The 24,492-nt window shown below is 40.5% G+C and carries 24 protein-coding genes; 18 read left to right on the top strand and 6 right to left on the bottom strand.

Annotated features, from left to right (window positions below):
* Positions 1 to 98: 98 nt before the first annotated feature.
* On the bottom strand, positions 99 to 947 hold the full coding sequence (locus tag EA341_RS11625) for a lysophospholipid acyltransferase family protein (protein WP_293014474.1): 849 nt from the start codon (positions 945 to 947) through the stop codon (positions 99 to 101).
* Between the two features lie 118 nt (positions 948 to 1,065).
* Between EA341_RS11625 and EA341_RS11620 the strand changes: the two genes are divergently transcribed.
* The 5 genes from EA341_RS11620 (at position 1,066) to EA341_RS11600 (ending at position 4,164) form a co-directional block, all read left to right on the top strand.
* On the top strand, positions 1,066 to 1,659 hold the full coding sequence (locus EA341_RS11620; RefSeq protein WP_293014472.1) for a sigma-70 family RNA polymerase sigma factor: 594 nt from the start codon (positions 1,066 to 1,068) through the stop codon (positions 1,657 to 1,659).
* Between the two features lie 69 nt (positions 1,660 to 1,728).
* Positions 1,729 to 2,001 carry an anti-sigma factor gene (locus EA341_RS11615; protein ID WP_293014470.1) on the top strand — a complete coding sequence of 91 codons (273 nt, stop codon included), beginning with the start codon at positions 1,729 to 1,731 and terminating at the stop codon, positions 1,999 to 2,001.
* Between the two features lie 4 nt (positions 2,002 to 2,005).
* The gene (gene gmk / locus EA341_RS11610) at positions 2,006 to 2,578 is read left to right on the top strand and encodes a guanylate kinase (protein ID WP_293014467.1); all 573 of its coding nucleotides are present in this window, start codon (positions 2,006 to 2,008) and stop codon (positions 2,576 to 2,578) included.
* Between the two features lie 12 nt (positions 2,579 to 2,590).
* Complete coding sequence (gene nadD, locus EA341_RS11605) at positions 2,591 to 3,157, top strand: nicotinate (nicotinamide) nucleotide adenylyltransferase (protein WP_293014466.1); 567 nt, start codon at positions 2,591 to 2,593, stop codon at positions 3,155 to 3,157.
* A 152-nt stretch (positions 3,158 to 3,309) separates the two neighbouring features.
* Positions 3,310 to 4,164, top strand: coding sequence for a hypothetical protein (locus EA341_RS11600; RefSeq protein WP_293014465.1), 855 nt, complete (start codon positions 3,310 to 3,312; stop codon positions 4,162 to 4,164).
* A 2-nt stretch (positions 4,165 to 4,166) separates the two neighbouring features.
* Here EA341_RS11600 and EA341_RS11595 read toward each other — a convergent pair whose 3' ends face one another.
* Positions 4,167 to 4,778: a sigma-70 family RNA polymerase sigma factor gene (locus EA341_RS11595; protein WP_293014463.1), complete on the bottom strand. Its 612-nt coding sequence runs from the start codon at positions 4,776 to 4,778 to the stop codon at positions 4,167 to 4,169.
* The gene (locus EA341_RS11590; RefSeq protein WP_293014461.1) at positions 4,769 to 5,905 is read right to left on the bottom strand and encodes a glycosyltransferase; all 1,137 of its coding nucleotides are present in this window, start codon (positions 5,903 to 5,905) and stop codon (positions 4,769 to 4,771) included. Before EA341_RS11590 ends, EA341_RS11595 begins: the two co-directional genes overlap by 10 nt.
* 133 nt (positions 5,906 to 6,038) lie before the next feature.
* Between EA341_RS11590 and tgt the strand changes: the two genes are divergently transcribed.
* The 3 genes from tgt to EA341_RS11575 are packed head-to-tail and all read left to right on the top strand — an operon-like array spanning position 6,039 to position 9,164.
* Complete coding sequence (gene tgt, locus EA341_RS11585) at positions 6,039 to 7,169, top strand: tRNA guanosine(34) transglycosylase Tgt (protein WP_293014459.1); 1,131 nt, start codon at positions 6,039 to 6,041, stop codon at positions 7,167 to 7,169.
* A 1-nt stretch (position 7,170) separates the two neighbouring features.
* The gene (locus EA341_RS11580; RefSeq protein WP_293014456.1) at positions 7,171 to 8,244 is read left to right on the top strand and encodes an LptF/LptG family permease; all 1,074 of its coding nucleotides are present in this window, start codon (positions 7,171 to 7,173) and stop codon (positions 8,242 to 8,244) included.
* Positions 8,244 to 9,164: a DMT family transporter gene (locus tag EA341_RS11575; protein ID WP_293014454.1), complete on the top strand. Its 921-nt coding sequence runs from the start codon at positions 8,244 to 8,246 to the stop codon at positions 9,162 to 9,164. Before EA341_RS11580 ends, EA341_RS11575 begins: the two co-directional genes overlap by 1 nt.
* A gap of 60 nt (positions 9,165 to 9,224) precedes the next feature.
* On the opposite strand, the gene ispE is transcribed toward EA341_RS11575, so the two are convergent.
* Positions 9,225 to 10,031: a 4-(cytidine 5'-diphospho)-2-C-methyl-D-erythritol kinase gene (ispE, locus tag EA341_RS11570; protein WP_293014452.1), complete on the bottom strand. Its 807-nt coding sequence runs from the start codon at positions 10,029 to 10,031 to the stop codon at positions 9,225 to 9,227.
* Positions 10,032 to 10,561: 530 nt separating this feature from the next.
* On the opposite strand from ispE, the gene ilvD reads away from it, so the two are divergent.
* From ilvD to EA341_RS11520, 10 genes are all read left to right on the top strand, one after another.
* Entirely contained in the window at positions 10,562 to 12,238 is a 1,677-nt protein-coding gene (ilvD, locus tag EA341_RS11565) for a dihydroxy-acid dehydratase (protein ID WP_293014450.1), read from the top strand.
* Between the two features lie 17 nt (positions 12,239 to 12,255).
* A complete protein-coding gene (gene ilvB, locus EA341_RS11560; RefSeq protein ID WP_293014448.1) occupies positions 12,256 to 13,938 on the top strand; it encodes a biosynthetic-type acetolactate synthase large subunit in 1,683 nt (560 codons plus the stop codon).
* Between the two features lie 13 nt (positions 13,939 to 13,951).
* Positions 13,952 to 14,461, top strand: a complete 510-nt coding sequence (ilvN, locus tag EA341_RS11555) for an acetolactate synthase small subunit (RefSeq protein WP_293014445.1) — start codon at positions 13,952 to 13,954, stop codon at positions 14,459 to 14,461.
* A 12-nt stretch (positions 14,462 to 14,473) separates the two neighbouring features.
* On the top strand, positions 14,474 to 15,517 hold the full coding sequence (ilvC, locus tag EA341_RS11550; RefSeq protein WP_293014442.1) for a ketol-acid reductoisomerase: 1,044 nt from the start codon (positions 14,474 to 14,476) through the stop codon (positions 15,515 to 15,517).
* A gap of 7 nt (positions 15,518 to 15,524) precedes the next feature.
* Positions 15,525 to 17,036, top strand: coding sequence for a 2-isopropylmalate synthase (locus tag EA341_RS11545; protein WP_293014439.1), 1,512 nt, complete (start codon positions 15,525 to 15,527; stop codon positions 17,034 to 17,036).
* A 2-nt stretch (positions 17,037 to 17,038) separates the two neighbouring features.
* Positions 17,039 to 18,439, top strand: a complete 1,401-nt coding sequence (gene leuC, locus EA341_RS11540) for a 3-isopropylmalate dehydratase large subunit (protein WP_293014436.1) — start codon at positions 17,039 to 17,041, stop codon at positions 18,437 to 18,439.
* Between the two features lie 16 nt (positions 18,440 to 18,455).
* Entirely contained in the window at positions 18,456 to 19,049 is a 594-nt protein-coding gene (gene leuD / locus EA341_RS11535; protein ID WP_293014432.1) for a 3-isopropylmalate dehydratase small subunit, read from the top strand.
* 70 nt (positions 19,050 to 19,119) lie between these two features.
* Positions 19,120 to 20,748 (top strand): alpha-isopropylmalate synthase regulatory domain-containing protein, encoded by a 1,629-nt coding sequence (locus EA341_RS11530; RefSeq protein WP_293014429.1) that lies wholly within the window; start codon positions 19,120 to 19,122, stop codon positions 20,746 to 20,748.
* Positions 20,717 to 21,778 carry a 3-isopropylmalate dehydrogenase gene (gene leuB / locus EA341_RS11525; RefSeq protein WP_293014426.1) on the top strand — a complete coding sequence of 354 codons (1,062 nt, stop codon included), beginning with the start codon at positions 20,717 to 20,719 and terminating at the stop codon, positions 21,776 to 21,778. The genes EA341_RS11530 and leuB overlap by 32 nt, the downstream gene beginning before the upstream one ends.
* A gap of 102 nt (positions 21,779 to 21,880) precedes the next feature.
* Complete coding sequence (locus EA341_RS11520; RefSeq protein WP_293014423.1) at positions 21,881 to 22,663, top strand: tRNA pseudouridine(38-40) synthase TruA; 783 nt, start codon at positions 21,881 to 21,883, stop codon at positions 22,661 to 22,663.
* A 117-nt stretch (positions 22,664 to 22,780) separates the two neighbouring features.
* Here EA341_RS11520 and EA341_RS11515 read toward each other — a convergent pair whose 3' ends face one another.
* Both EA341_RS11515 and EA341_RS11510 read right to left on the bottom strand, forming a co-directional pair.
* Positions 22,781 to 23,653, bottom strand: a complete 873-nt coding sequence (locus EA341_RS11515; RefSeq protein ID WP_293014421.1) for a geranylgeranylglycerol-phosphate geranylgeranyltransferase — start codon at positions 23,651 to 23,653, stop codon at positions 22,781 to 22,783.
* A 76-nt stretch (positions 23,654 to 23,729) separates the two neighbouring features.
* Positions 23,730 to 24,492: glycoside hydrolase family 16 protein (locus tag EA341_RS11510; protein WP_293014419.1), on the bottom strand; the 763-nt coding region annotated here is incomplete at its 5' end.

Here is a 24,492-nt window from a genome sequence, read left to right as displayed (position 1 = left end):
AATGGAAAAATACATTAATAATTCATATTGATGAAGGAAAGATTTTGACAAGTTTTGCGTAAACAATTTTCCTTCTGTCTCACATACTGATCAAACTTCTATTCTCCCCTTTTCCACTTCCACCTGTTGTGGCTCCAAAGGTAGATTTCGGGTTCCTGCTTGATATTAGCTTCCAGAAGCTGTATGAACCTATCGGTTATGCTGTGGTCAGGGTTTCCATCATAGGGAGGTTGATCCATGATCTCATAAGAAAAGATGTAATGCCCTCTTTTAGGTTTACTCACATGTGCATAGATGACTGGGTGTTGGAATCTTTTTGCCAGCTTTTCGGCTCCTTCAAAAAAAGCTGTTTCCCTATGCATAAATTCCGTCCAATACCGGATGTCTCTGTTGCCCGGTCTTTGGTCTGCTGCCAAAACAATCAGCCTAGGTTGATTTCTTTTTCTGAGAAAATCTCGCTGAAAGGCTTCTTTTTCTACCATTTCCACGCCAAATCTGGTACGGATTTTCATCATCAATTTTTCAAAAAAGGGGTTACTTACCTTGGCATAGACTACATCACATCGCTTTTCTATATTGGCTGTCATTTGCAATAAGTGCCATTCCCAATTGAAAAAATGTCCCTGAAGCCCTATGATTACCTGTCCTTTTTCAATGGCTTCTGTAACCAAGTGATGATTGGATATTTTAACCCTTTTTTCCAACTCCTTAGCCGTGATGCTGTAGGATTTGATGATTTCAGCAAAAGAGTCTGTCAGGTTTCTGAAGAATTTCCTTGCTATACTTCGAATTTCTTTTTCATTTTTCTCAGGAAAAGCATGGCGTAGGTTATTGAGAATGACTTCTTTTCGATAACCCAGAATATAATATCCTACTAAAAACAGAAAATCTGTGATCAGGTACAGCATCCAGAGAGGAAGAAAAGAAATGGCTTTGAAAATAAACATTTATGCTGTGAGCTATATTGTTAAGCTGTCGGGTATAAAAGGCCAAAATAAGCCAAAAGCCTTGACTTTATTCAAAAAAATTAGTGATAAATTCACCCAATGATTACTTTTGGAACTTATGTCTGAGGTGCAAAGAAAAAAATATTCCGATCAGGAAAAGAATAATATCTTCGATAATGAATTTATGCCACACATAGATTCTATGTATAATTTTGGGTATAGGTTAACCTTTGACGAAGACGACGCTAAAGATTTGGTACAAGATACCTACCTCAAGGCTTACAGATTTATCAATTCATTTGAGCAGGGAACCAATGCAAAAGCATGGCTGTTCCGAATCCTGAAAAATTCCTTTATCAACGATTACCGTAAAAAAAGTAAGCAGCCTGCCAAAGTTGATTATCAGGAGGTTGAAACTTATTACAACTCAGATGATGTTGATTATGGTATCACGACCGACCTAAGGGTGGATGCAGTTAAGGACATGTTGGGCGATGAGATCTCAAATGCGCTCAACAGTCTGGCGGTAGATTTCCGCACGGTGATTATACTTTGTGACCTGGAAGGTTTTACCTATGAAGAAATGGCCAAGATTCTGGATATCCCCATAGGAACAGTAAGGTCCAGGCTCCACAGGGCAAGGAACTTATTGAAAGAAAAACTGCGTTCCTATGCACAGAATATGGGTTATAAGACGGATGAAGATGAGTGAAAATAACAAATGAGGTTATTTGTTAAATGGAGTTGAGGAGAACAAACAAGTATAAATTAATTAAGTAAAATGGATAAGAAGTCAACAGCGTCCGAAGAAAGGAAATTAACATGTAAGGATGTTAGTAAATGCTTTGAATTGTTGGAAAGTATATTGGACGGTGAAAATCTCCCCAATTCTAAAGAAATTATGGATGAAAAACTTGCCAAATGTGCGCCTTGTTTTGAGCATTATCATCTAGAACAGGCTATAAGGGAAGTCCTGAAAACCAAATGTACCAAACAGAATACCCCGGCTGAACTTGTAGCCAACATCAGGGAAAAGATTCAGGAAATTAAGTAAACTCATGTCCTCAGGAAAAGCAATTATTTTTTCAGCCCCATCAGGTTCGGGAAAAACTACCATTGTCAGACACCTTATCAAGCAATTTCCAAGTCTTGGGTTTTCTATATCAGCTTCCACTCGAGACAAAAGAGGGAGAACAGAGGAAAACGGTAAGGACTACTACTTTTTAACACCGGAAGAATTTAAACAAAAAATAGATACAAACGCCTTTATAGAATGGGAAGAGGTTTATCAAGGTAATTTTTATGGCACCTTGAAGGAAGAAATACAAAGACTTTGGGATGAAGGCAAACACGTGATTTTTGATGTTGATGTCAAGGGAGGAGTCAATCTAAAGAAGTATTTTGGAGACAAGGCTCTGGCCATTTATGTGAAAGTGCCTTCTATGGAAGTCCTCAAAGAAAGACTGAAGGACAGAGGTACAGAAAGTGAGGAAAGCCTTTCGAGAAGATTGTACAAGGCCAAATTTGAAGCTACCTTTGAGGACAAATTTGACGTCACCATACTCAATGATGATATGCAGAAATCTTTTGAGACTGCTGAGAAATTAGTTGGTGATTTTCTCTCTAAATAAAAAACAATCGTTTTGAAAATAGGTTTATTTTTTGGATCTTTTAATCCTGTTCACATTGGGCACCTTATAATAGCCAATGTGATGCAGGATCAGACAGACTTGGATGAAGTGTGGTTTGTGGTCAGTCCTCAAAACCCCTTCAAAAAGCAGAAAACATTATTGCATGAATTTGATCGGCACAAGATGGTAGAGCTCGCCATCGCCGATCATTTTTATTTTAGGGTGTCAGATGTGGAGTTTCATATGCCTCGTCCTAGTTATACGGTAGATACCTTAACATATCTTTCTGAAAAGTACCCTGAACATGAGTTCAAGCTTATCGTTGGCGGTGATAACCTAACACATTTTCATAAATGGAAGAACTATGAAGTGATTTTGGAAAATTATGGTCTTTATGTTTATCCTAGGCCAGGTTCGCAACCGGTGTTCCAACATCCGAATGTAAGCTTCGTCGAAGCTCCTTTGATGGATATTTCTGCCACTTTTATCAGGAAAACAATTAGAAGCGGGAAGTCCGTAAAATATTTATTACCTGTAGATGTTGTTGATTATATAATGGATAAAAAGCTTTATCAATAGGCTTATTATTCAGAATTATATCTCATTCTTAGAAAAAAAGCTCAGGTGTGTCGAATCAATAAATTTCCATTCTTTTTTAAGAAAATGCGTAATTTAGGGTTTGATAAAGAAAGGGTATGAGGTCTTTTTGCGTTACCTTATTTTTGATTTCAATGATGGCTTGTATCAGTGATAATGATGAAAGCAATTTTGGAAAAAGAAGAGTTGTTGGCCAGATCAATAACGAATTAGCATTTTTGGCTCTTGAGGAAATTACCAACAGTCGGTCTTCAGGATTTGTTTTTGAACTGCAAGATCCCGGTGAATTCACTTTTCTGTCAGCTTTGGATAAATCACTAATATGCGATAGCTTACCCGATCAAATCTGTTTGGATTATCACAAAAATTATTTGAAGCATATTGTATCTGTAAATGATACCTCTCCAAGGTGGCTTTCACCAAGATTATGGTACAGGATTTCGGGATATGTTAAAGAGTTTAATTCGATTGACAACATAGTTGGGAACCCATTTATTGTAACCAAAGCAGAAAGGGTATTAAGCTGTCCTGTAATCTATGAAGTAAAACCGAAAGAGGTTTCTATTATTGATACTTTTTGGAAATTTGTTGGGTTTATTGATAATGAAGACGTGATATACTCTCATCCTACTTGTGAATTTAATAATGAAAGTATTAGATTTACTTCAAGTCCTGTTTCGAACTATTCACAGATCGAGGGGCATATGGATTTTGAGACCGGAAATCTAAAAAGCTTCTTTTGGACTTTGAGTTTTTCAATCGATACCGGAAATAGTCAGATTATAATAAAAACTTTGCCAAACCCCTATGGGGGGAATGGCAAAAACAATTTTTATGATCCCATTAGAACTGCGGAGATTGCTAATAAAGCTGATAGCATTGCAAGACTCATAGGAAATGATGATACACTTAGTTATTTTTTAAAAAACAATGTTTTAAAGCTACACAATAGCAGGAATAAACTAAGAGCACTGTTTGTTGCGGAATAAAATTAAATATGCTTCTTTTTACCTTCGGCTATCTCAGAAAGCAATTCCCTTGACCGGTGCAGTTGCGCTTTTACCGTGCCCAATGGTTTTTCCAGTTCCTGTGCGATTTCCTCATAAGACAGTTCCTGAAAATACCTCAGTTCTACTAGTCTTCTGTATTTGTCCGGTAATTTATCAACAAAAATCCTGACCATTTCCTTTCTTTGGGATTTGATGAATTCATCCTGTGGATTGTTATCATCATCCTCTACATCAATGGTCACGGCATTACCCCCATCATCACTCAGGGTGGTGTTGAGGCTCATTGTCTTTAATTTTTTCTTCCGAATAAAGTCAATGGTATTATTGGTGGCGATTCTAAAAAGCCAGGTACTGAAAGTATAATCTTTTTTGAAGCGATGGAGGTTCTTGAAAGCCTTGGCAAAAGCTTCCATGGTGAGGTCATCAGCATCGTCTGCATCCCTGATCATTTTCAGGATCATGAAGTAAACGGCTTTTTTGTAACGCTTCATCAAGGAAGCATACGCCTGCTGATCCTTATCAATTACAGCCCTATCAATCAGATCAAAATCCTCTAATGCCTTTTTTGAAAATCCTCTTTCGTTTATTTCCATCTAACTTTCTTTGATTGGTACCCAAATGCTCCCACGATCCAAAAGTAAGCGATATACATGAGGTCGAAGAAACTTGTCCAGAACATGCTTGACTTTCCCTCGAGCTTTTTCCTTGCAGAAGTAAATACCGACGTGAGTAATATAGAACGGACAATAATTATACCTAAAATTATCGCAAATTGTTCCCATATCTGCTCTATTCCTAGAATTACGAGTAAAGAAAACCCTATAGTCCAAAAAAGAAGGTGGGAAAAAGAGTATAGTCCTATTTTTTGTTTGTCAGCTGATTTGTAATATTTACCGGCATGAAAATGTCTTTTCTTCTGCCTAAAATAAGCTCCCCAACTGGTTTTAGGTGTGGATATGGTAATGCTTTCCGGATCCACCACCACAGCTGTATTGCTTCCTGTTGCATATTGGTTTACAAATAGGTCATCATCTCCACATTCAATGTGCCATAAACCTTTGAAAGCTTTTTGTTCCATGAAAAAGCTTTTTCGGTAGCTTAAGTTTCTGCCAACACCCATAAAAGGAGATTTCCAAAGTGCAAATGAAATGTATTGCAGTCCTGTCCAGAGGGTTTCGAATTGAATCCATTTATTCAATATACCCTTCCCCTTGCTGTATTGGGAAAACCCAAGAGCGAATATTTTATTCTCTTGCCTGATTGGTGCAGTCATAAGTCTTATCCATTTGTCCGACTGCGGCAGGCAGTCAGCATCTGTCAATAAGAGGACGTCATTTTTGGCTACTTTGATACCAAGAGTCAATGCATATTTTTTTGAAGTAACGTGATTTGGCGTGTATTTGACAGTGACAGTCCTCAGCTTGGGGTAATGGGACATCATTTCTTCCAGCAAAGCCCTAGTCCCGTCATTGGACCTATCATTGATGATCATGACATCAAAATTGGGGTAATCCTGCCCGCAAAGTATAGGGATCAGTTTTCTTAGGTTTTCTTTTTCATTGTGTGCCGCAACAATTACAGTGACGCCCTCATAATTATTTTGGCTGGAGGAAATTTTATTTCGGTAAAAAAAAGAAATTCGCCCAAAAATGATTAGAATATAAAATAGTTGTACACCGAGTACAAGTAAAAATACTATCCACAAAATATCTAATAACATTCCCATGAGTTTAACGGACAAATATAAAAGCAATTTGAGCATTCATTTAAGAATAAGCTTATATTTTTGTCCTTGAAATAAGGAAAAAAATACCAACTCCCTAATAGTAATGGAGTTGTGAAGCATACAGTTCATGAAATTCAATCTAGAAGCCACTGACACAAAGAGCAAGGCAAGGGCAGGTGTCATCAAAACAGACCATGGGGAAATAGCAACCCCTATTTTTATGCCTGTAGGTACGGCAGGTTCGGTCAAAGCTGTACACCAAAGGGAGCTTACCTATGATGTCAAGGCCCAGATTATTTTAGGCAATACTTACCATCTCTACTTGAGACCTGGTTTGGACATTTTAGAAAAAGCAGGAGGCTTACACAAATTCAATGGATGGTCAAAACCTATCCTGACTGATTCGGGGGGATATCAGGTTTTTTCCTTAGCGGAAAACCGGAAGATTACCGAAGAAGGCGCAATATTCAAATCGCATATTGATGGCTCTAAACACCTGTTCAGCCCTGAAGGGGTAATGGATATCCAAAGGGTAATCGGTGCGGATATCATCATGGCTTTTGATGAATGCCCTCCATATCCTTGCACCTATGACTATGCCAAAAACTCGATGGAAATGACACACCGTTGGCTGAAAAGGTGTATTGACCGTTTTGACAATACTGAAGGAAAATATGGGTATAGTCAGGCATTGTTTCCGATTGTGCAGGGAAGTGTTTTCAAAGACCTTAGAAAACAGTCAGCAGAGTTTGTAGCTTCCTGTGAAAGGGAAGGAAATGCCATTGGAGGACTTTCTGTGGGAGAACCTGTGGAAGATATGTACGAAATGGCAGATATGGTTACGGATATTCTTCCTTCTGATAAACCTAGGTATTTGATGGGGGTAGGAACTCCTGCTAATATCCTGGAAGGTATTGCGCTTGGAGTGGATATGTTTGATTGCGTAATGCCCACCCGGAATGCAAGAAATGGTATGCTGTTCACTTCTGAGGGTATCATCAATATCAAAAATGAGAGATGGAAAGATGATTTCAGTCCTATTGATCCTCATATCAATAATTATGTAAGCTCTTTCTACTCTAAAGCTTATCTTAGACACCTGGTGATAGCCAAAGAAATTTTAGCTGCACAGATAGCAAGTATTCATAACCTGAGTTTCTACCTTTGGCTGGTTACACAAGCAAGAGAACATATCATTGCAGGTGATTTTGCCGTTTGGAAGAATCAGATGGTAGAAAAAGTTAGTAGAAGACTTTAAAATGAAAATTCTCGATAAATTGATCATAAAGGATTTCCTCAAAACTTACTTTTTTGTGGTTTTGATGCTGATCCTGATAGTTTTGGTTCTGGACTTTACCGAAAAGAATGACAAGTTTATCAGAAATCAAGTGCCCGCTGTAGATATCATGATTTACTTGGGTAATTATGGGCTTTACCTAAACAACTTATTAACCCCAATTACAGTCTTTATTTCTGTCATTTTCATTACATCCAAAATGGCTGGTAGAACAGAGATTGTTGCGATTCTAAGTAGTGGCACCAGTTTTATGAGGATGTTGGTTCCATTTTTTATAGGGGCAAGCTTGATAGGGGTGGCGGCCTTCCTTCTCAATGGATGGGTACTTCCCGGAGCCACTGCCGGTGTCACGGAATTCAAGTCCAGGTGGTTGGATGAAGAAAAGTTCTATACTGAAACAAATATCCATGTCAAAGTAGCGCCCGATGTCTATGCGTATATTTCCAGGTATTATACTTCAGGAAATACAGGTTATAATTTCACCTTGGAACAAATCCGCGATGGACAATTGTTGGCAAAGCTTTCTGCTGACAGGATAGTCTGGGATACAGCGATCAATTCCTGGCAGTTGAGAAATTGGCGTCTAAGAGAATTACACGAAATGGGGGAAATATATACTGTCGGGGAATCACTTGATACCTTACTCTCCATTACCCCGGATGATTTCGACTTGCCTTCCAATCATCACGAGACCTTAAAACTGCCAGACCTCAACCGACAGATTCGGGTCTTGGAGGATCGAGGGGCGGATAATGTCAACTATTATAAAATTGAGAAATACGTACGGTACATGTCTCCATTTGCAGCGGTTCTTTTGACTTTTATCGGTGTGATCGTAGCCTCGAGAAAAACCCGCGGAGGCTCAGGTTTTCAGATAGCTTTGGGATTTTTACTGGCTTTCATCTATATCATCATGTTCCTGTTGTCCCGTACCTTTGCTGAAGCCGGAACGGCCTATCCTATTCTTTCGCTGTGGATCCCAAATATAGTATTTGCCATTACGGGTCTGGTCTTGTATAAAACCGTCCCTCGATAATGTCTACCGAAGCCAGCACCAAGGATTATCTTTTACTTCATTTCATTGTGTTGATTTGGGGATTTACAGCCATTTTAGGAGTTCTGATCAGCATTCCTTCCTTAGAAATAGTCTTTTATAGGACTTTGATTGCATCGGTGATACTTGCCGGGATTTTTTATTGGAAAAAGACAAGAATAAGAGTCTCTAAAATTGAACTGGCCAAAGTTCTTGGAACAGGTGTCATCATTGCCTTACATTGGTTACTTTTTTTCTGGGCTGCACGTGTATCTACTGTGTCGGTTTGTCTGGCAGGTATGGCCACGACTTCTTTATGGACAGCCTTTCTTGAGCCATTGGCAAACAGGAAAAAAGTGAAGGGCTTTGAAATCTTTTTAGGCTTGATGGTTATTTCAGGTCTTTATGTGATTTTCCGTTTTGAGTTAGACTATTGGTTAGGTTTGTTGATGGCGGTAACCTCGGCGTTCCTAAGTGCAGTTTTTACGGTAATTAATGGTAGACTTACCAAAAGGCATAATCCTTATGTTTTGACCTTTTACGAAATGTTTGGAGCATGTATTTTCTCTGCATTGTTGCTTCCAGTCTATGGGTACTTTTTTGCGCCTGAAGGTCTGCAGTTGATACCGAGCACAATGGATTGGTTTTGGTTATTTTTGCTCAGTGGGGTATGTACTGTATATGCATTTTCTGTTTCAGTGGAGTTGATGCGCCGTGTTACTGCTTTTGCGGTAAACTTGACGATTAATTTGGAACCTGTTTATGGGATTGTTTTAGCTGTGCTGATTTTTGGTGAAAAGGAACAAATGACTGGAGGGTTTTATTTGGGAACTTTAATTATTTTGGTATCCGTCTTGATTTACCCAGTGTATAATTATTACCAAAAGAGGAAAGCCAGAGGGAATAATTTGCTGAGGGCTTGAGTAAAAGATTTGATTTTTCGATAGCGTCTATTTTGAAAAAAGTAAATTCATATTTCCTTTTTATAAAATCTCTTGAAAAGTGAAATAATCCTTAGGCCATTGGTAAGTGCGAGGAGCTTCATTGAATAAGCCAAAAACCGTAGAACCAGATCCAGACATGGCTGCATAAAATGCCCCCATATCATAAAGTTGATTTTTAATATTTGCTATTTCAGGATGTTGTGGGAAAACGCTGACTTCAAAATCGTTAATCAATTCCTTTTTCCATCTCCCCATGTCAGACAAAACCTCTTTCAAGTTTATTTCAGGTGCTTTTGGCTTCACACCTGCATAGGCTTCCCTGGTTCCAATATGAATTTTGGGATTGACCAGATATAAGTGTTTACCTTTTAAGTCCAAGTCTGTTGTCTCTAAAATTTCGCCTCTGCCCGTAGCGATTTTAGGTGTGTTTTGTATAAAAAAGGCGCAATCACTTCCCAGTTTAGCAGCATATTCCTCGAGCATCCAATCATCCAGGTAAAGATCAAAAAGTCGGTTCATGAGGTTCAGGGAAAATGCTGCATCTGCAGATCCTCCTCCAAGGCCCGCACCCATTGGAATATTTTTGTGTAAGTGAATATGAATAGGAGGCAAGTCATTAAAATCCTTCCGTAAAAGCTGATAAGCTTTTAATATTAGGTTGTCTTTACTTTCTCCCGGTATAGAGAGCCCCGTACTTTCAAACGCAAGCTTTTTGGTAGGGATCATTTCCAGTGCATCAAAAAGAGGTATCGGAACCATACAGGTTTCCAATTCATGATAACCATCATTTCTTTTAGAAGTAATATGAAGTCCGAGATTGATTTTGGCGTTAGGGAAACTGATCATAAATAAAAATGAATTTGAATAAGGTGTAAATATGTGAAATATTTGATAAAATAGTAATTGTCTTTTGATCAGAGAAAACAGCTAATGATTGTCAAATAATTGCTTAATAAATTTTTCTCTTGAAAAAAAATCAACGAAAAGTCATTTTTTTTAAGAATTAGTAAATTCAATACAATATTTTGAAAAACCTTGAAAATCTGCCCTACATCATCTTTTTGTTTTTAATCAAATTGTATAACAGAAGAAAATTCTTAATAAAATTATAAAAACTTCTCATTTAGTGCCTGAGTAGTTTAAAAAAAGAAATTAAATATTGTATCTGTAAGAATTGGGGTTTAATATTGTAAAGTCAAATCAAAAAAATAGAAAAAACCACATGTATAAACTAGTCACTCCCCTCAGCTTTATTATTCTCATTTATAGTAAATGAAGAGGCGCTAGACTGTTTATATCCAACAACCATACAATCTAAAGTGCCTCAGCAATTGAGGCACTTTTTTTTGTAATCCTTAAACCGACCTAAAGTAGCCATGAGTTTGAAGAAATATAGCTGGGAAATCAGCCAAAATGAAGAACACCCCGCAGGGAAAGCCATGTTATACGCCACGGGGATGACGGATAAACAAATGAACCAACCCTTTGTAGGGGTGGCTTCATGCGGATATGAAAGCAATCCCTGTAATATGCATTTGAATGACTTCGCCGGTCTGATCAGAGAAGCCTCCAGGGCTAATGGTCTGACCGGTTTGGTTTTTAATACCATGGGTATTTCTGATGGCATCAGTATGGGGACAATGGGGATGCGGTATTCGTTGGTTTCCAGAGAAATAATTGCTGATTCTATCGAGTCATTTATCCTTGGGCATTCTTTTGATGCCTGTATCGCTGTAGCGGGTTGCGATAAAAATATGCCGGGTGCAGTTATGGGGATGTTGAGAATCAATAGGCCATCTATCATGGTATATGGCGGTACCATACGATCTGGAAATTACAAAGGAGAAAAACTCAATATTGTTTCTGCCTTTGAAGCCTATGGCAAAAGAGTAAAAGGAGAGCTTTCTGACACCGATTATCAGGGAGTGATAGAAAATGCCTGCCCTGGTGCAGGAGCATGTGGCGGAATGTACACAGCCAATACCATGTCTTCTGCCATAGAAGCCTTAGGTATGTCATTGCCTTACAGTTCTTCTACCCCTGCTACAGCCTCTGAGAAAGAAAAAGAATGTAAAGAAGTATCTCATTATATCCGGATTCTTCTGGAAAAGGATATCAAACCAAAGGATATAGTCACCAAGAAAAGCCTTGAAAATGCTGTTCGTGTAGCGGTCGCACTTGGAGGAAGCACCAATGCTGTGCTGCATATTTTGGCTATTGCCAAAACTGCCGGTGTTGATTTTACCTTAGAAGATTTCAAGCGTGTCAATCATGAAACACCATTGTTGGGTGATTTCAAGCCATCTGGTAAATACCTGATGGAAGATCTTTTTGAGCAGGGTGGTCTACCGGCATTTATGAAATATCTATTAAATAATGGAATGCTTCACGGTGACTGTATGACTGTGACAGGAAAGACAGTTGCTGAAAATCTTGAAAATGTAGATCCTGTTGTGCCATCCTTAGTGAATGTAATTCATCCTATAGAACAACCGCTGAAAGAAACAGGACATCTCTGTATTCTAAACGGAAACCTTGCTCCGGAAGGAGCGGTGGCAAAGATATCCGGTAAAGAAGGCAAGTCTTTCACAGGTCCTGCCCGGGTTTTTGATTCAGAATTGGAAGCCAATGAAGCTATCAAAAAGAAACTTATCCAAAAAGGAGAGGTCGTGGTAATCCGATTTATTGGTCCCAAAGGCGGACCTGGAATGCCTGAAATGCTCAAACCGACCTCCATGATAATCGGTGCAGGCCTTGGTTCAGATGTAGCTTTGATTACGGATGGAAGATTTTCCGGCGGCACACATGGATTTGTGGTAGGGCATGTAACTCCAGAAGCATACAATGGAGGTCCTATAGGATTACTTCAGGATGGGGATATGATTACCATTGATGCGGATAGCCTTACCCTAAGCTGTGAAGTATCGGAAGAGGAAATGGCCGAAAGAAAGAAAAACTGGAAAAACAAAGACCTGAGCGATCTTCAGGGGACTTTGAAAAAATATAACCTTCTCGTGTCCTCAGCCTCAGAAGGCTGTGTGACAGATAAATAATCTATAAAAGCTTAAACATGGTAAGAGGAGCAGATATCGTTGTCAAATCCCTGATTGCTGAAAATGCAGCTTACATTTTCGGGTATCCAGGTGGGGCTATCATGCCAGTATATGACGCCCTTTATGACTACAGTGATCAAATCAAGCATGTCTTGACCAGGCATGAGCAAGGTGCTATTCATGCGGCTCAGGGATATGCCAGGGTTTCTGGCGAGGTAGGAGTGGTCTTGGCTACATCAGGCCCCGGTGCCACAAATCTCATCACGGGATTGGCCGATGCTCAGATAGACAGCACGCCTTTAGTCTGCATCACTGGTCAGGTAGCGGCGCATTTATTGGGTTCAGATGCTTTTCAGGAAACTGATGTAGTAGGTCTTTCTATGCCTGGAACCAAATGGAATATTCAGGTCAGAAGGGTTGAGGATATAGCACCCGCTATTGCCAAGGCTTTTCATATTGCGAAAACTGGAAGACCGGGTCCTGTCCTGGTAGATATCACCAAAAATGCCCAAGTGGAATTTGGGGAATTCAATTATGTTCCTTGCCTAAATATAAGGTCATACAGGCCTTATCAACCAATAAAAGTTCAGGCTATTCAGGATGCAGCAGCCTTGATCAATTCTGCCGAACGTCCTTATTTGCTGTTTGGCCAAGGGGTAGTATTGGCCCATGCAGAAGAAGAACTTAAAAATTTTGTAGATAAGACAGGCATTCCGGCAGCATGTACCTTATTGGGTTCTGGGGCATTACCTGAATCCCACCCTAACTATGTAGGGAAGTTAGGCATGCATGGCAATTATGCTCCTAACCTTTTGACCAACAAATGTGATGTGCTCATTGCAGTTGGGATGAGATTTGATGATCGGGTGACAGGTGACTTGAAGCGTTATGCCAAGCAGGCCAAAGTGATTCACTTAGAGCTCGATCCTTCGGAAATTGACAAAAATGTAAAATGCGCAGTTTCTGTGCTTGGAGACTGTAAGCAAAGCTTAAAACTACTTACTGAGGCGGTGAACAGCAACTCCCACCCGGATTGGATGGAAAAATTCCGAGAGCTGGAAAGTCAAGAAAAAGAAGCTGTAATGTCCAACGACCTGCATGGTACCCAAGGAGGTCTTCACATGGGAGAAGTGATCCATCTGATCAACAAATTCAAGGAAGAGGATGCGATTCTGGTAACCGATGTTGGGCAGCATCAGATGATATCCTGGAGGTATTTTGATTATAAGACCACCCGTACACAAGTGACTTCTGGTGGATTGGGTACAATGGGTTTTGCCTTACCGGCTGCCTTGGGCGCTCAACTCTATGATTACAAAAAGCAGGTGATATGTGTGGTAGGAGATGGTGGTATTCAAATGACCATTCAGGAATTGGGCACCATCATGCAGACCAAAGCACCTGTCAAAGTTGTTCTATTAAATAACAACTATTTGGGCATGGTGAGGCAATGGCAGCAGCTTTTCTTTGATAAGCGCTATTCCTTTACAGAATTGCAAAACCCTGATTTTGTCAAAATAGCAGAGGCTTATAGTTTCAAAGCTAAAAAAGTAACCGAAAGAGAAGACTTAGAGGCTGCAGTAGCAGAAATGCTTGTACAGGAAGGGCCATACTTTCTCGAAGTGGTGGTTGAAAAAGAAGATAATGTATTCCCAATGATCGCTACCGGATGTTCGGTGGAAGAAGTGAGACTAAGCTAATACCGGAGTTTATATGGAAAGATATACCATCCTAGTATACACAGAAAATTTTATTGGAATCCTGAATAGGATTACCATCATATTCACTAGAAGAGGGATCAATATCAATGCACTTACAGCATCTGAAAGCAGGCTGGACGGAATTCATAAGATAACTATTGAGGTGACTGTGACACCGGAACAGATTGAGCAGCTGGTCAAACAGATCGAGAAGGTGATTGACGTGATCAAAGCCTATTACTTCATGGATAATGAAGTGGTCTATCAGGAAATAGCATTGTATAAAATACCTATAGATAGCCTTGATCCAAGTTTGGAAAAAGTAATCCGTCAATTCAATGCACATATCATTGCTGCGGAAAAGGAATTTGTGGTACTGGAATTTACCGGTCATAAAGAAGATACTCAGGCACTGTTGGAAATATTGAAACCCTTCAACCTGCTGGAATTTTCCAGATCAGGAAGAGTGGCCATCGCCAAGCCAAAGTTTTCTGTTCAAGAGTTTTTAAATAATCAAACCTAATTTATAATCACTATGAAACTGAAATTCGGATCAGTAGAGGAAAATGTTGTAACGAGGGAAGAGTTTCCTCTGGAAAAAGCAAGAGAAGTATTGAAAGATGAAACCATTGCTGTATTGGGCTATGGGGTACAAGGACCTGGACAGGCGCTTAACCTCAAGGACAATGGCTTTAATGTCATCGTAGGTCAAAGAAAAGATTCCAAGACCTGGGATAAGGCTGTACAGGATGGATGGGTGCCAGGAGAGACTTTGTTTGAATTGGAAGAAGCCTGTGAAAGGGGGACAATCCTTCAATTCCTTCTTTCTGATGCAGGTCAGATTGCACTTTGGCCAACCGTGAAAAAACATTTGACCAAAGGCAAAGCCCTTTATTTTTCACATGGGTTTGGGATTACTTACAAGGAAAAGACAGGAATCATTCCCCCAGATGATGTGGATGTGATTTTGGTAGCTCCAAAAGGTTCAGGTACTTCATTGAGAAGAATGTTTGTGGAAGGAAGAGGGTTAAATTCTTCCTACGCCATCTTCCAGGATGGTACTGGCAGGGCCAAAGACAGGGTGGTTGCCTTAGGAATAGGCGTAGGATCAGGATATTTGTTTGAAACGGATTTTTATAGAGAAGTGACTTCAGATCTAACTGGGGAACGCGGCACTTTAATGGGAGCAATCCAAGGCATTTTTGCTGCTCAGTATGAAGTGCTCAGGGCAAATGGCCATACACCTTCAGAAGCCTTCAATGAAACAGTAGAGGAGCTTACCCAAAGCTTGATGCCTTTGGTAGCCGAGAACGGAATGGACTGGATGTATGCCAATTGTTCCACAACTGCCCAAAGAGGAGCTTTAGATTGGTGGAAGCCATTCAGAGATGCTACCAAACCGGTTTTTGAAGAATTGTATGACTCTGTAAAAACAGGGAAAGAAGCTCAAAAATCCATCGACGCCAACAGTAAGTCTGATTACAGAGTGAAGTTGGAAGAGGAATTGAAGGAATTGAGAGAATCTGAAATGTGGCAAGCAGGTGCCACCGTAAGAAAATTAAGACCAGAAAATAACTGATAAAACTATGAGTGATAAGCTATGGATATTTGATACCACGCTCCGTGACGGAGAGCAGGTACCGGGGTGTCAATTGAACACCAAGGAAAAGATAGTGGTGGCTAAGGCTTTGGAAGAGCTGGGAGTTGATATCATTGAGGCAGGATTTCCCATATCCAGTCCAGGGGATTTCAATTCTGTGCTGGAGATTTCAAAAGCAGTTTCTAATCCTATCATCTGCGCACTCTCAAGAGCTGTGGAAAAGGATATAGAAGTAGCTGCCGATTCATTGAAATACGCTAAAAAGGGAAGGATACACACCGGTATAGGTGTGTCCCCTTACCATATTCAATATAAGCTCCGTTCACATCCTGATGATATCGTAGAGCGTGCTGTCAAAGCTGTTAAATATGCCAAGCGTTTTGTGGAAGATGTGGAGTTTTATGCAGAAGACGCAGGCCGCGCGGAACTTGATTTTTTAGCAAGAATCATAGAAGCTGCCATCAAGGCAGGAGCTACAGTAGTCAATATTCCAGATACTACAGGCTATTGCCTTCCTGAGCAATACGGTGCTATCATCAGACATCTGAAGGAAAATGTCAGCAATATAGACAAAGCTATAATTTCTACCCATTGTCACAATGATTTGGGCATGGCCACTGCCAATACGCTTGCCGGAGTACAAAATGGTGCACGTCAAGCTGAATTGACTATCAACGGAATAGGAGAGCGGGCTGGAAATACCTCGATGGAAGAAGTGGTTATGGCTATCAAGTGCCATCATGGTATTGATGTTCACACCAATATTCAAACACAGAAAATTTATGAAACCAGCAGGCTGATTTCCAAATTGATGAATATGCCTGTGCAGCCGAATAAGGCTATCGTAGGAAGGAATGCTTTCGCACACTCATCAGGGATTCATCAGGATGGTGTTTTGAAACACAGAGAAAATTATGAAATCATCGATCCCAAAGAAGTGGGGGTACATGAATCTTCCATCGTGCTTACTGCCAGAAGTGGCAGGGCAGCTTTGAAATTCCATTTAGATTCTTTGGGAGTGGAATTGGAAGGAGAGGCATTGAGAGAAGTTTACGAAGACTTTCTAGTACTCGCAGATTCCAAAAGGGATATAGGGCCTAAAGATTTACTTTCATTGGTAGGTAAATACTTAGATGATTCCAGTTTTATCGAATTGGAAAAGGTGAGTTATGAATCTAATGGTAATATCAAGGCCCAAGTCAAACTGAAGGTTGGAGATAAGGCTTACGAGGCAAATTCTGAAGGTAATGGACCAGTAGATGCGGTCTTAAAAGCAATAGCAAAGGTGGTAAAGCCAGATATTGTCCTTGAAGAGTTTCTGATTCAGGCTATTACAGCTGGAAGTGATGATGTGGCAAAAGTCCACATGAGATTGATGCAAGGGGAAAAACCTTTTTATGGTTTTGCATCCAATTCAGACATCGTATTGGCCTCAGCGCAGGCGTATGTGGACGCTCTGAACAAAATACCTGTAAAAGACAAAGTGATTGTAGCTTAAAGATGGAAAAGAAAACATTATTCGATAAAATATGGGATGCCCATGTGGTAAAATCAGTACCAGATGGACCAGACGTATTCTTCATAGATAAACATTTTATACATGAAGTAACCAGCCCTGTCGCATTCCTTAACCTGGAAAAAAGAGGTGTGGGTGTCATGTATCCCGAGAGGACAGTAGCCACACCTGACCACAATGTGCCTACCATTGATCAAGACAAAACGATCAAGGATAAATTGTCCAGAATGCAGGTAGAGAGGCTGAGGGAAAACTGCAAAAAGTACAATATAGAATTGCATGACTTAGGATCTGCCCATCACGGAATAGTCCATGTGATTGGTCCTGAGCTGGGCATTACACAGCCTGGTATGACCATAGTTTGTGGTGATAGTCATACTTCTACCCATGGAGCTTTCGGTGCTATTGCCTTTGGTATAGGCACGTCTGAAGTGGAGATGGTTCTTGCTACCCAATGCATCATGCAGACTAAGGCCAAAAAAATGCGGATTACTGTAGATGGTGAAGTCGGACCTGGAGTTACTTCAAAGGATATTATCCTTTATATTATTTCCAAGATTTCTGCTGCCGGTGCAACAGGTTATTTTGTGGAATACGCAGGGTCAGCTTTCAGAAGTTTAAGCATGGAAGCCAGAATGACCGTCTGCAACATGAGTATTGAAATGGGAGCTCGTGGAGGTTTAATTGCACCTGATGAAACCACTTTTGAATACCTGAAAGGAAAGCAATATGCTCCAAAGGGAGAAGATTGGGACAGGGCTGTTGCAGAATGGACTGCTTTACAGACAGACGAGGGAGCTGTATTCGATAAAGAATATCACTTTGATGCTACAGATATTGAACCCATGATCACCTATGGTACCAATCCTGGAATGGGGATCAAAATCAGAGATATCATTCCAACACTTGATGGAATGGAGGGAAGCAATAAGAAAACTTACCTCAAATCATTGGATTACATGGGCTTTGTACCTGGTGAATATATCAAAGGGAAAAAGGTGGATTATGTTTTCGTGGGTAGTTGTACCAATGGGAGGATAGAAGATATACGCTCTGTAGCGAACTTCGTCAAAGGAAAGCAAAAAGCGGACAACATTACCGCATGGATAGTTCCAGGGTCGAGAGAAGTAGAAAAAATGGCTCATGAAGAAGGTTTGGTCAAAATTCTGGAAGAAGCAGGGTTTAAACTCAGGCAACCAGGTTGTTCAGCATGCTTGGCCATGAATGATGATAAAATCCCTTCAGGGAAATATGCGGTTTCCACTTCCAACAGAAATTTTGAGGGAAGGCAGGGACCTGGAGCAAGAACATTGCTTGCCAGTCCACTTACCGTTGCTGCTGTAGCAGTAACAGGGGAAATCAGCGATCCTAGGGATGTGTTTTAATTCAAAAAAAGAAAAAATGGCTTACGATAAATTCAACATTCTTACCAGTACTGTAGTACCGCTTCCTACCGAAAATGTGGACACAGATCAGATCATCCCAGCCAGGTTTTTGAAAGCTACCGAAAGGGAAGGCTTTGGAGATAACCTGTTTAGAGACTGGAGATATGATGCTGATGGAAATCCCAAAAAGGATTTTGTACTCAATGATTCTACCTATTCTGGAAAGATTCTTCTGGCTGGAAAAAACTTCGGGTCCGGTTCAAGCAGAGAACACGCCGTTTGGGCACTCTATGATTATGGTTTTCGCTGTGTAGTGTCTTCTTTCTTCGCGGATATTTTCAAAAATAACTGTCTGAACATAGGAGTGCTTCCAGTGACTATAAGTCCTGAGTTTGCAGATATACTCTTTTCAGCAGTAGAACAGGACCCTTTGACTCAAGTGGAAGTGGATATAGACAAGCAGACCATCACATTATTGAAAACAGGTGCATCTGAATCCTTTGACATAAATACCTATAAAAAGGAGAATATGAAAAATGGGTTCGATGACATAGATTACTTGCTGAATATAGAGAAAGAAATCACTGAATTTGCAAAAAGCAGATCATAAACCGTCTCAGCCCGGATGACACTCCAGTCGGACGGAATTGTAAATCGTAAATAGTCAATCGTTATTCAAAATGGGGCATTATAGGAAAATAGAGATCATGGATACTACCTTGAGGGATGGGGAACAAACCTCGGGAGTTTCTTTTTTGCCCTCTGAAAAACTTCAGATTGCCAAGTTGCTGTTGGAGGAATTGAGGGTAGATAGGATAGAGGTTGCTTCTGCCAGGGTGTCAGACGGTGAGAAAGAAGGGGTTAAGAAAATCACCCAATGGGCATCCGAAAAAGGATACCTTGACAAAGTGGAAGTTTTGGGTTTTGTAGATGCCCCCGCATCTGTAGATTGGATCGTAGAGGCTGGAGGAAAGGTAATGAATCTTTTGACCAAAGGTTCCCTGAATCATCTAACCCATCAATTGCGAAAAACTCCAGAACAGCATTTTGAAGATATTCAAAAGAATATTGCCTATGCCAAGACCAAAGGAATCAGCGTCAATGTATACCTGGAAGATTGGTCAAATGGAATGAGAAATTCCATGGATTACACTTTGGAATTCATTGGCTTCCTGAGTTCGCTCAAAGTGGAAAGAATCATGCTGCCGGATACACTTGGTCTGCTCAACCCACGCGAGGTAAGTCATTTTATTAAGCTTATTACTACGGAGTTCCCTGATGTTCATTTTGACTTTCACGCACACAACGACTATGACCTGTCGGTAGCCAATGTACTCGAATCCATTTACAATGGTGTGAGCGGAATTCATACTACGGTCAATGGATTGGGGGAGAGAGCAGGAAATGCTCCGCTGGAATCTGTAATAGCTGTACTGAAAGATTTTACCGATTATAGGATCAATATCAAGGAAAACAAGATTTTCAGGGTCAGTAAACTGGTAGAGCAGTTTTCGGGTCAGCATATTCCAGCCAACAAACCTGTAGTGGGGGAAAATGTGTTTACCCAGACAGCAGGAATTCACGCAGATGGAGACAATAAGAAAAATCTATATTTCAACGATTTGCTCCCCGAACGCTTTGGAAGGCAAAGAAAATATGCCTTAGGTAAAACCTCTGGGAAAGCCAATATCATTAAGAACCTGCAGGAGCTTGGAATTTCTCTGGAGCCAGAGGAACTTTCAAAAGTAACGCAGCGCATTATTGAATTGGGAGATAAAAAGGAAAGGGTTACTACCGAAGATCTTCCCTACATCATCTCTGACGTACTCCAAAACAATTCTATTTCCCATCATATATTTATTGAGGGGTTCAATCTGAGCCATTCAAAAGGACTCAAGCCTACAGTGCAGCTGAAAATCAATATTCATGGAGAAAGTTACGAAGAAGGGGCGTCCGGTGACGGGCAATACGATGCCTTTATGCAGGCAGTAAAAAAGATTTATAAATCGATTAAGTTACCCTTGCCCAAACTGATCAATTACCATGTAACTATTCCTCCCGGTGGAAAAACGGATGCCTTTGTGGAAACGGTTATTACCTGGGATTATGGCAATATTTTCAAAACAAAAGGATTGGATAGTGATCAAACTGTGGCAGCGATGAAAGCCACAGAAAAAATGCTGAATATCATTGACAAAATGGGAGATAGCAGAGGCCTGGATCTCGGAAAGAAAAAAGAAGTAAAAAATAACCCAGAACAAGATAAAAACAGTTTTTATGGAAATGAATATCGCGCTATTGCCAGGTGATGGCATAGGCCCTGAAGTAATTGCCCAAGCAGTAAAAGTAGTCAAAGCAGTAGGAGAAAAGTTTGGACATAAGATCAGCTTTGAAGAAGCACCTGTAGGGGCAGCGGCTATTGACCAAACCGGAGATCCTTATCCGGATGCAACTCATGAGGTTTGTTTGCGAGGAGATGCAGTCCTTTTTGGTGCCATCGGTGATCCCAAGTATGACAATGACCCCAAGGCAAAAGTGAGGCCTGAACAAGGCTTGTTGCGAATGAGACAAAAACTCGGACTCTTTGCCAATGTCCGCCCAACTTTCACTTTTCCTTCGCTAGTTCATAAGTCACCATTAAAACTTGAAAGAGTAGATGGCGTGGACTTTGTGTTTTTTAGAGAGTTGACAGGAGGGATTTACTTCGGTGAGCCAAGAGGGCGAAACGAACAAGGAACCAAGGCTTTTGATACCAATGTGTATTCAAAAGAAGAAATTACCAGGCTGGCGAGAATGGGTTTTGAGGCAGCACAAAAAAGGAGAAAATTACTTACCTGTGTGGACAAAGCAAATGTGATGGCTACTTCAAGACTTTGGCGGGAGACTGTTCAGGAATTGGCGCCGGAATATCCCGATGTCAAAGTGGAATATGAATTTGTAGATGCGGTAGCCATGCGCTTGATTCAATGGCCTAAGGCTTATGATGTGCTGATCACCGAAAACTTATTCGGAGACATCCTGACCGATGAAGCCTCTGTTATTTCAGGCTCAATGGGGTTGATGCCTTCAGCTTCACTTGGAACAGAGAATAAATTATTCGAACCTATCCATGGTTCCTACCCGCAGGCAGCCGGAAAAGATATTGCCAATCCTTTGGCCACTGTTCTTTCTGCAGCCATGATGTTTGAATATGCCTTTGATCTCAAAGAAGAAGCCCAAGCTATCTCGGATGTGGTCAACAAGTCACTTGCCGAAGGAGTAGTCACAGAAGATATTGCAGAAGGTGGGAAGGCCTACAAAACCTCTGAGGTGGGAGACTGGCTTGCTAAAAACATTTAAAGTAATGTTTGATTTAGTGAACACCTTAATCCTGTCGGGCCTTGCCTGGCAGGATTTTTTTCGTTTACTGATTTTCTTACTTTTGATTTAAATAGAAATCAAATGCAAAATAGGCCTCATACATATCTTTTTTTTATTCAATATTTAGGTCTTAGGTATGCCGGATGGCAGAGGCAAAAAGGTGTTAAAACTATTCAGGGTGCCTTGGAACGTGGGTTAAGGTATGTTTTAGGTCATGAGGATTTTAATATTTTGGGTGCCAGCCGGACGGACTCAGGAGTGTCTTGTAGGGAGGGAGCTTTTGAATTGTTCCTAAAAGAAGCGCTCGAGATTCCTGACCTAGTTCCCAGGTTAAATGAAAACCTACCTTCTGATATCCGCATTATCCGCATGCAACCAATTCCATCCGATTTTAATATCATCCAGGATGTGGTGTCGAAATCTTATTCCTACAGTTTCCTGTTTGGAGTAAAACCAGATCCGATTCGATACCCAGTTGCGGCTTTTTTTCCTGGACTTCCTGATGTGGAACTCATGCAAAAAGGGGCTAAACTTTTTGTCGGGGAGCATGATTTCAAAAGGTTTTGTTCAATAGATAAGGTAACTGACAATTATTGCAGGGAAATATTCTCTGCTGATTTGTGCTTGGAAGAGCCTATCCCTGCTGAGGGAGAAGCATTGAGAAAAGTAGTTTTTCAGGTTTCTGGAAAAGGATTTTTAAGGTACCAAGTAAGAATCATGGCAGGAGCATTGGCAGATTTAGGTTTGGGAATCTTGAGTTTCTCGGATTTTGAAGATGCTATGCAAACCCCGGAGGGAAAACCTATAGCTATAGCAGCGCCAGCTTGCGGTTTGGTCTTGGAACAGGTTCGTTTTGTTCTTTAGGCCCGTTTATCTAAGCCCTGAAAATATAAATGCCAAAGACCTGGAAGCACAGAGTGAAAAGACGCATTGCGAAGAATGTTTATTAAAAGATCAAGCCCTATTTCCCTAATTCAAACGCTATAAAAAACCCATGCTCAGAATACCGGTCAGCATCAGTAGCTTTGATAGGAGGCTCAGCTGGGTGAAATGTGCTTTTCGGTCGGCGATGTATATTTTGTACATAAAGAAGAAAAATAGCAGACTCAGCATTCCGAAATAGTAAAATAACTGAGGGTTGTTGATTTTGAAAGTCACCACCAAAATGGCACATACAAATGCGATGGCAATGAAAAAAATCACCCGTTTGGTTTTCCTAAATCCTATCACAATAGGAAGGGTTTTACAGCCATGCTTTCTGTCTCCTTGCCTATCCTCTATATCCTTGATGATTTCCCGGATAAGGTTGAGAAAAAAAGCAAAAATCGCATAAGTCAGGACCAGTAATTCAGACTGCTGATAGTAATAACCCACCAGCCAGATGGATGCTCCTGTCAGTAGGGCTACAGTGAAATTGCCCACAAAGGGAAGTCTTTTCAATTGGTTACTGTATAGCCAAAGTAAAAAAGAAGCCAGAAAAGTGATGATGGCAACTCTTGGACTGACAAGTAAAGCAATTCCGACACCAGAAAGATTCAATATGGTATGAAAGAATATGGCCACCCGCCTCTTCATGCTTCTGCCTATAATTACCTCATTTGGTTTATTGACGTAATCAATCTTGACATCGTAATAATCATTGATCATGTAGCCCGCAGCTGCAATGATAACTGTAGAAAGAATGATTAGATAAAGATTGATATCCTGTAAAACAGGTACTCCCATGCGGGTAGTCTCCACAAGAAAATGTGCCGTCATCAATTGGGCGAATGCCAAAATCACCAAATTTGCAGGTCTACTGATTTTCAGTAAACTCCAGATGGTAAAAGGACTTGTGGTAGTTGTGGCATTCATATCTCAAAATTAACACAAAATGCTTGTCAATTTTTCAGGAAGTGCTTATTCCTGATGAATTATTGTGTCAATTTTGCTAACGTACTTGGTCAGGCCGGGTTTTATAGACTCGGATAAAGTCTATTTCTAATTTTTGAGGCCAAATATCAGTATCTACGCCTTCTGATCCTCCCCAATCTCCTCCAACTGCAATATTCAAAATGAGGTGAAATTCATGATCAAATGGCCATTCTTCCCAGCCTTCTCCTGTGTTTTCAAAAGTATGGTATTTTTCTCCATCCAAGTAAAAATCAATTTTATCCTCCTGCCAATCGATGGCGTAAACATGAAATGCTTCCGAACAATCAGGTACTTGGATTTGCTTCCCAACTTGGGTGTTTTTTCTGTGGTTAAAAGCCTCCGTATGCACAGTTCCATGTACTACACCTTGGTCATAGCCCACATGTTCCATGATGTCAATTTCACCGCTTTTTGGCCATCCTCCATAATTATTCTCTTCCGGAAGCATCCAAATGGCAGGCCAGGTACCCACACCTTTTGGTAGCTTTGCACTGACTTCAATATACCCGTATTTCCAGGCTTGTTTGCCTCTCGTGAGAAGCCGTGCTGAAGTATAACCCTTTGCATAAGCACTGTCCTGGTGAGCCTCGATGATGAGCTTACCATTTTCAACACGTGCATTTTTTGTGTCTTTTTCGGTATAATACTGTAATTCATTGTTTCCCCAACCATGATCACCTACATCATAGACCCAGTTCTCAGCGTTAGGGAGTCCCTCATAATCAAATTCCTCAGACCAAATGAGGTTACTGTCCTCTTTGGTTTGACACGCGAAAAGT

Origin of the sequence: Mongoliibacter sp., from assembly GCF_007692705.1 — a bacterium.
Lineage (GTDB): Bacteria > Bacteroidota > Bacteroidia > Cytophagales > Cyclobacteriaceae > Mongoliibacter.
Note: the sequence above shows the minus strand (reverse complement) of the source record. Positions and strands in the feature narration are given on the sequence as shown.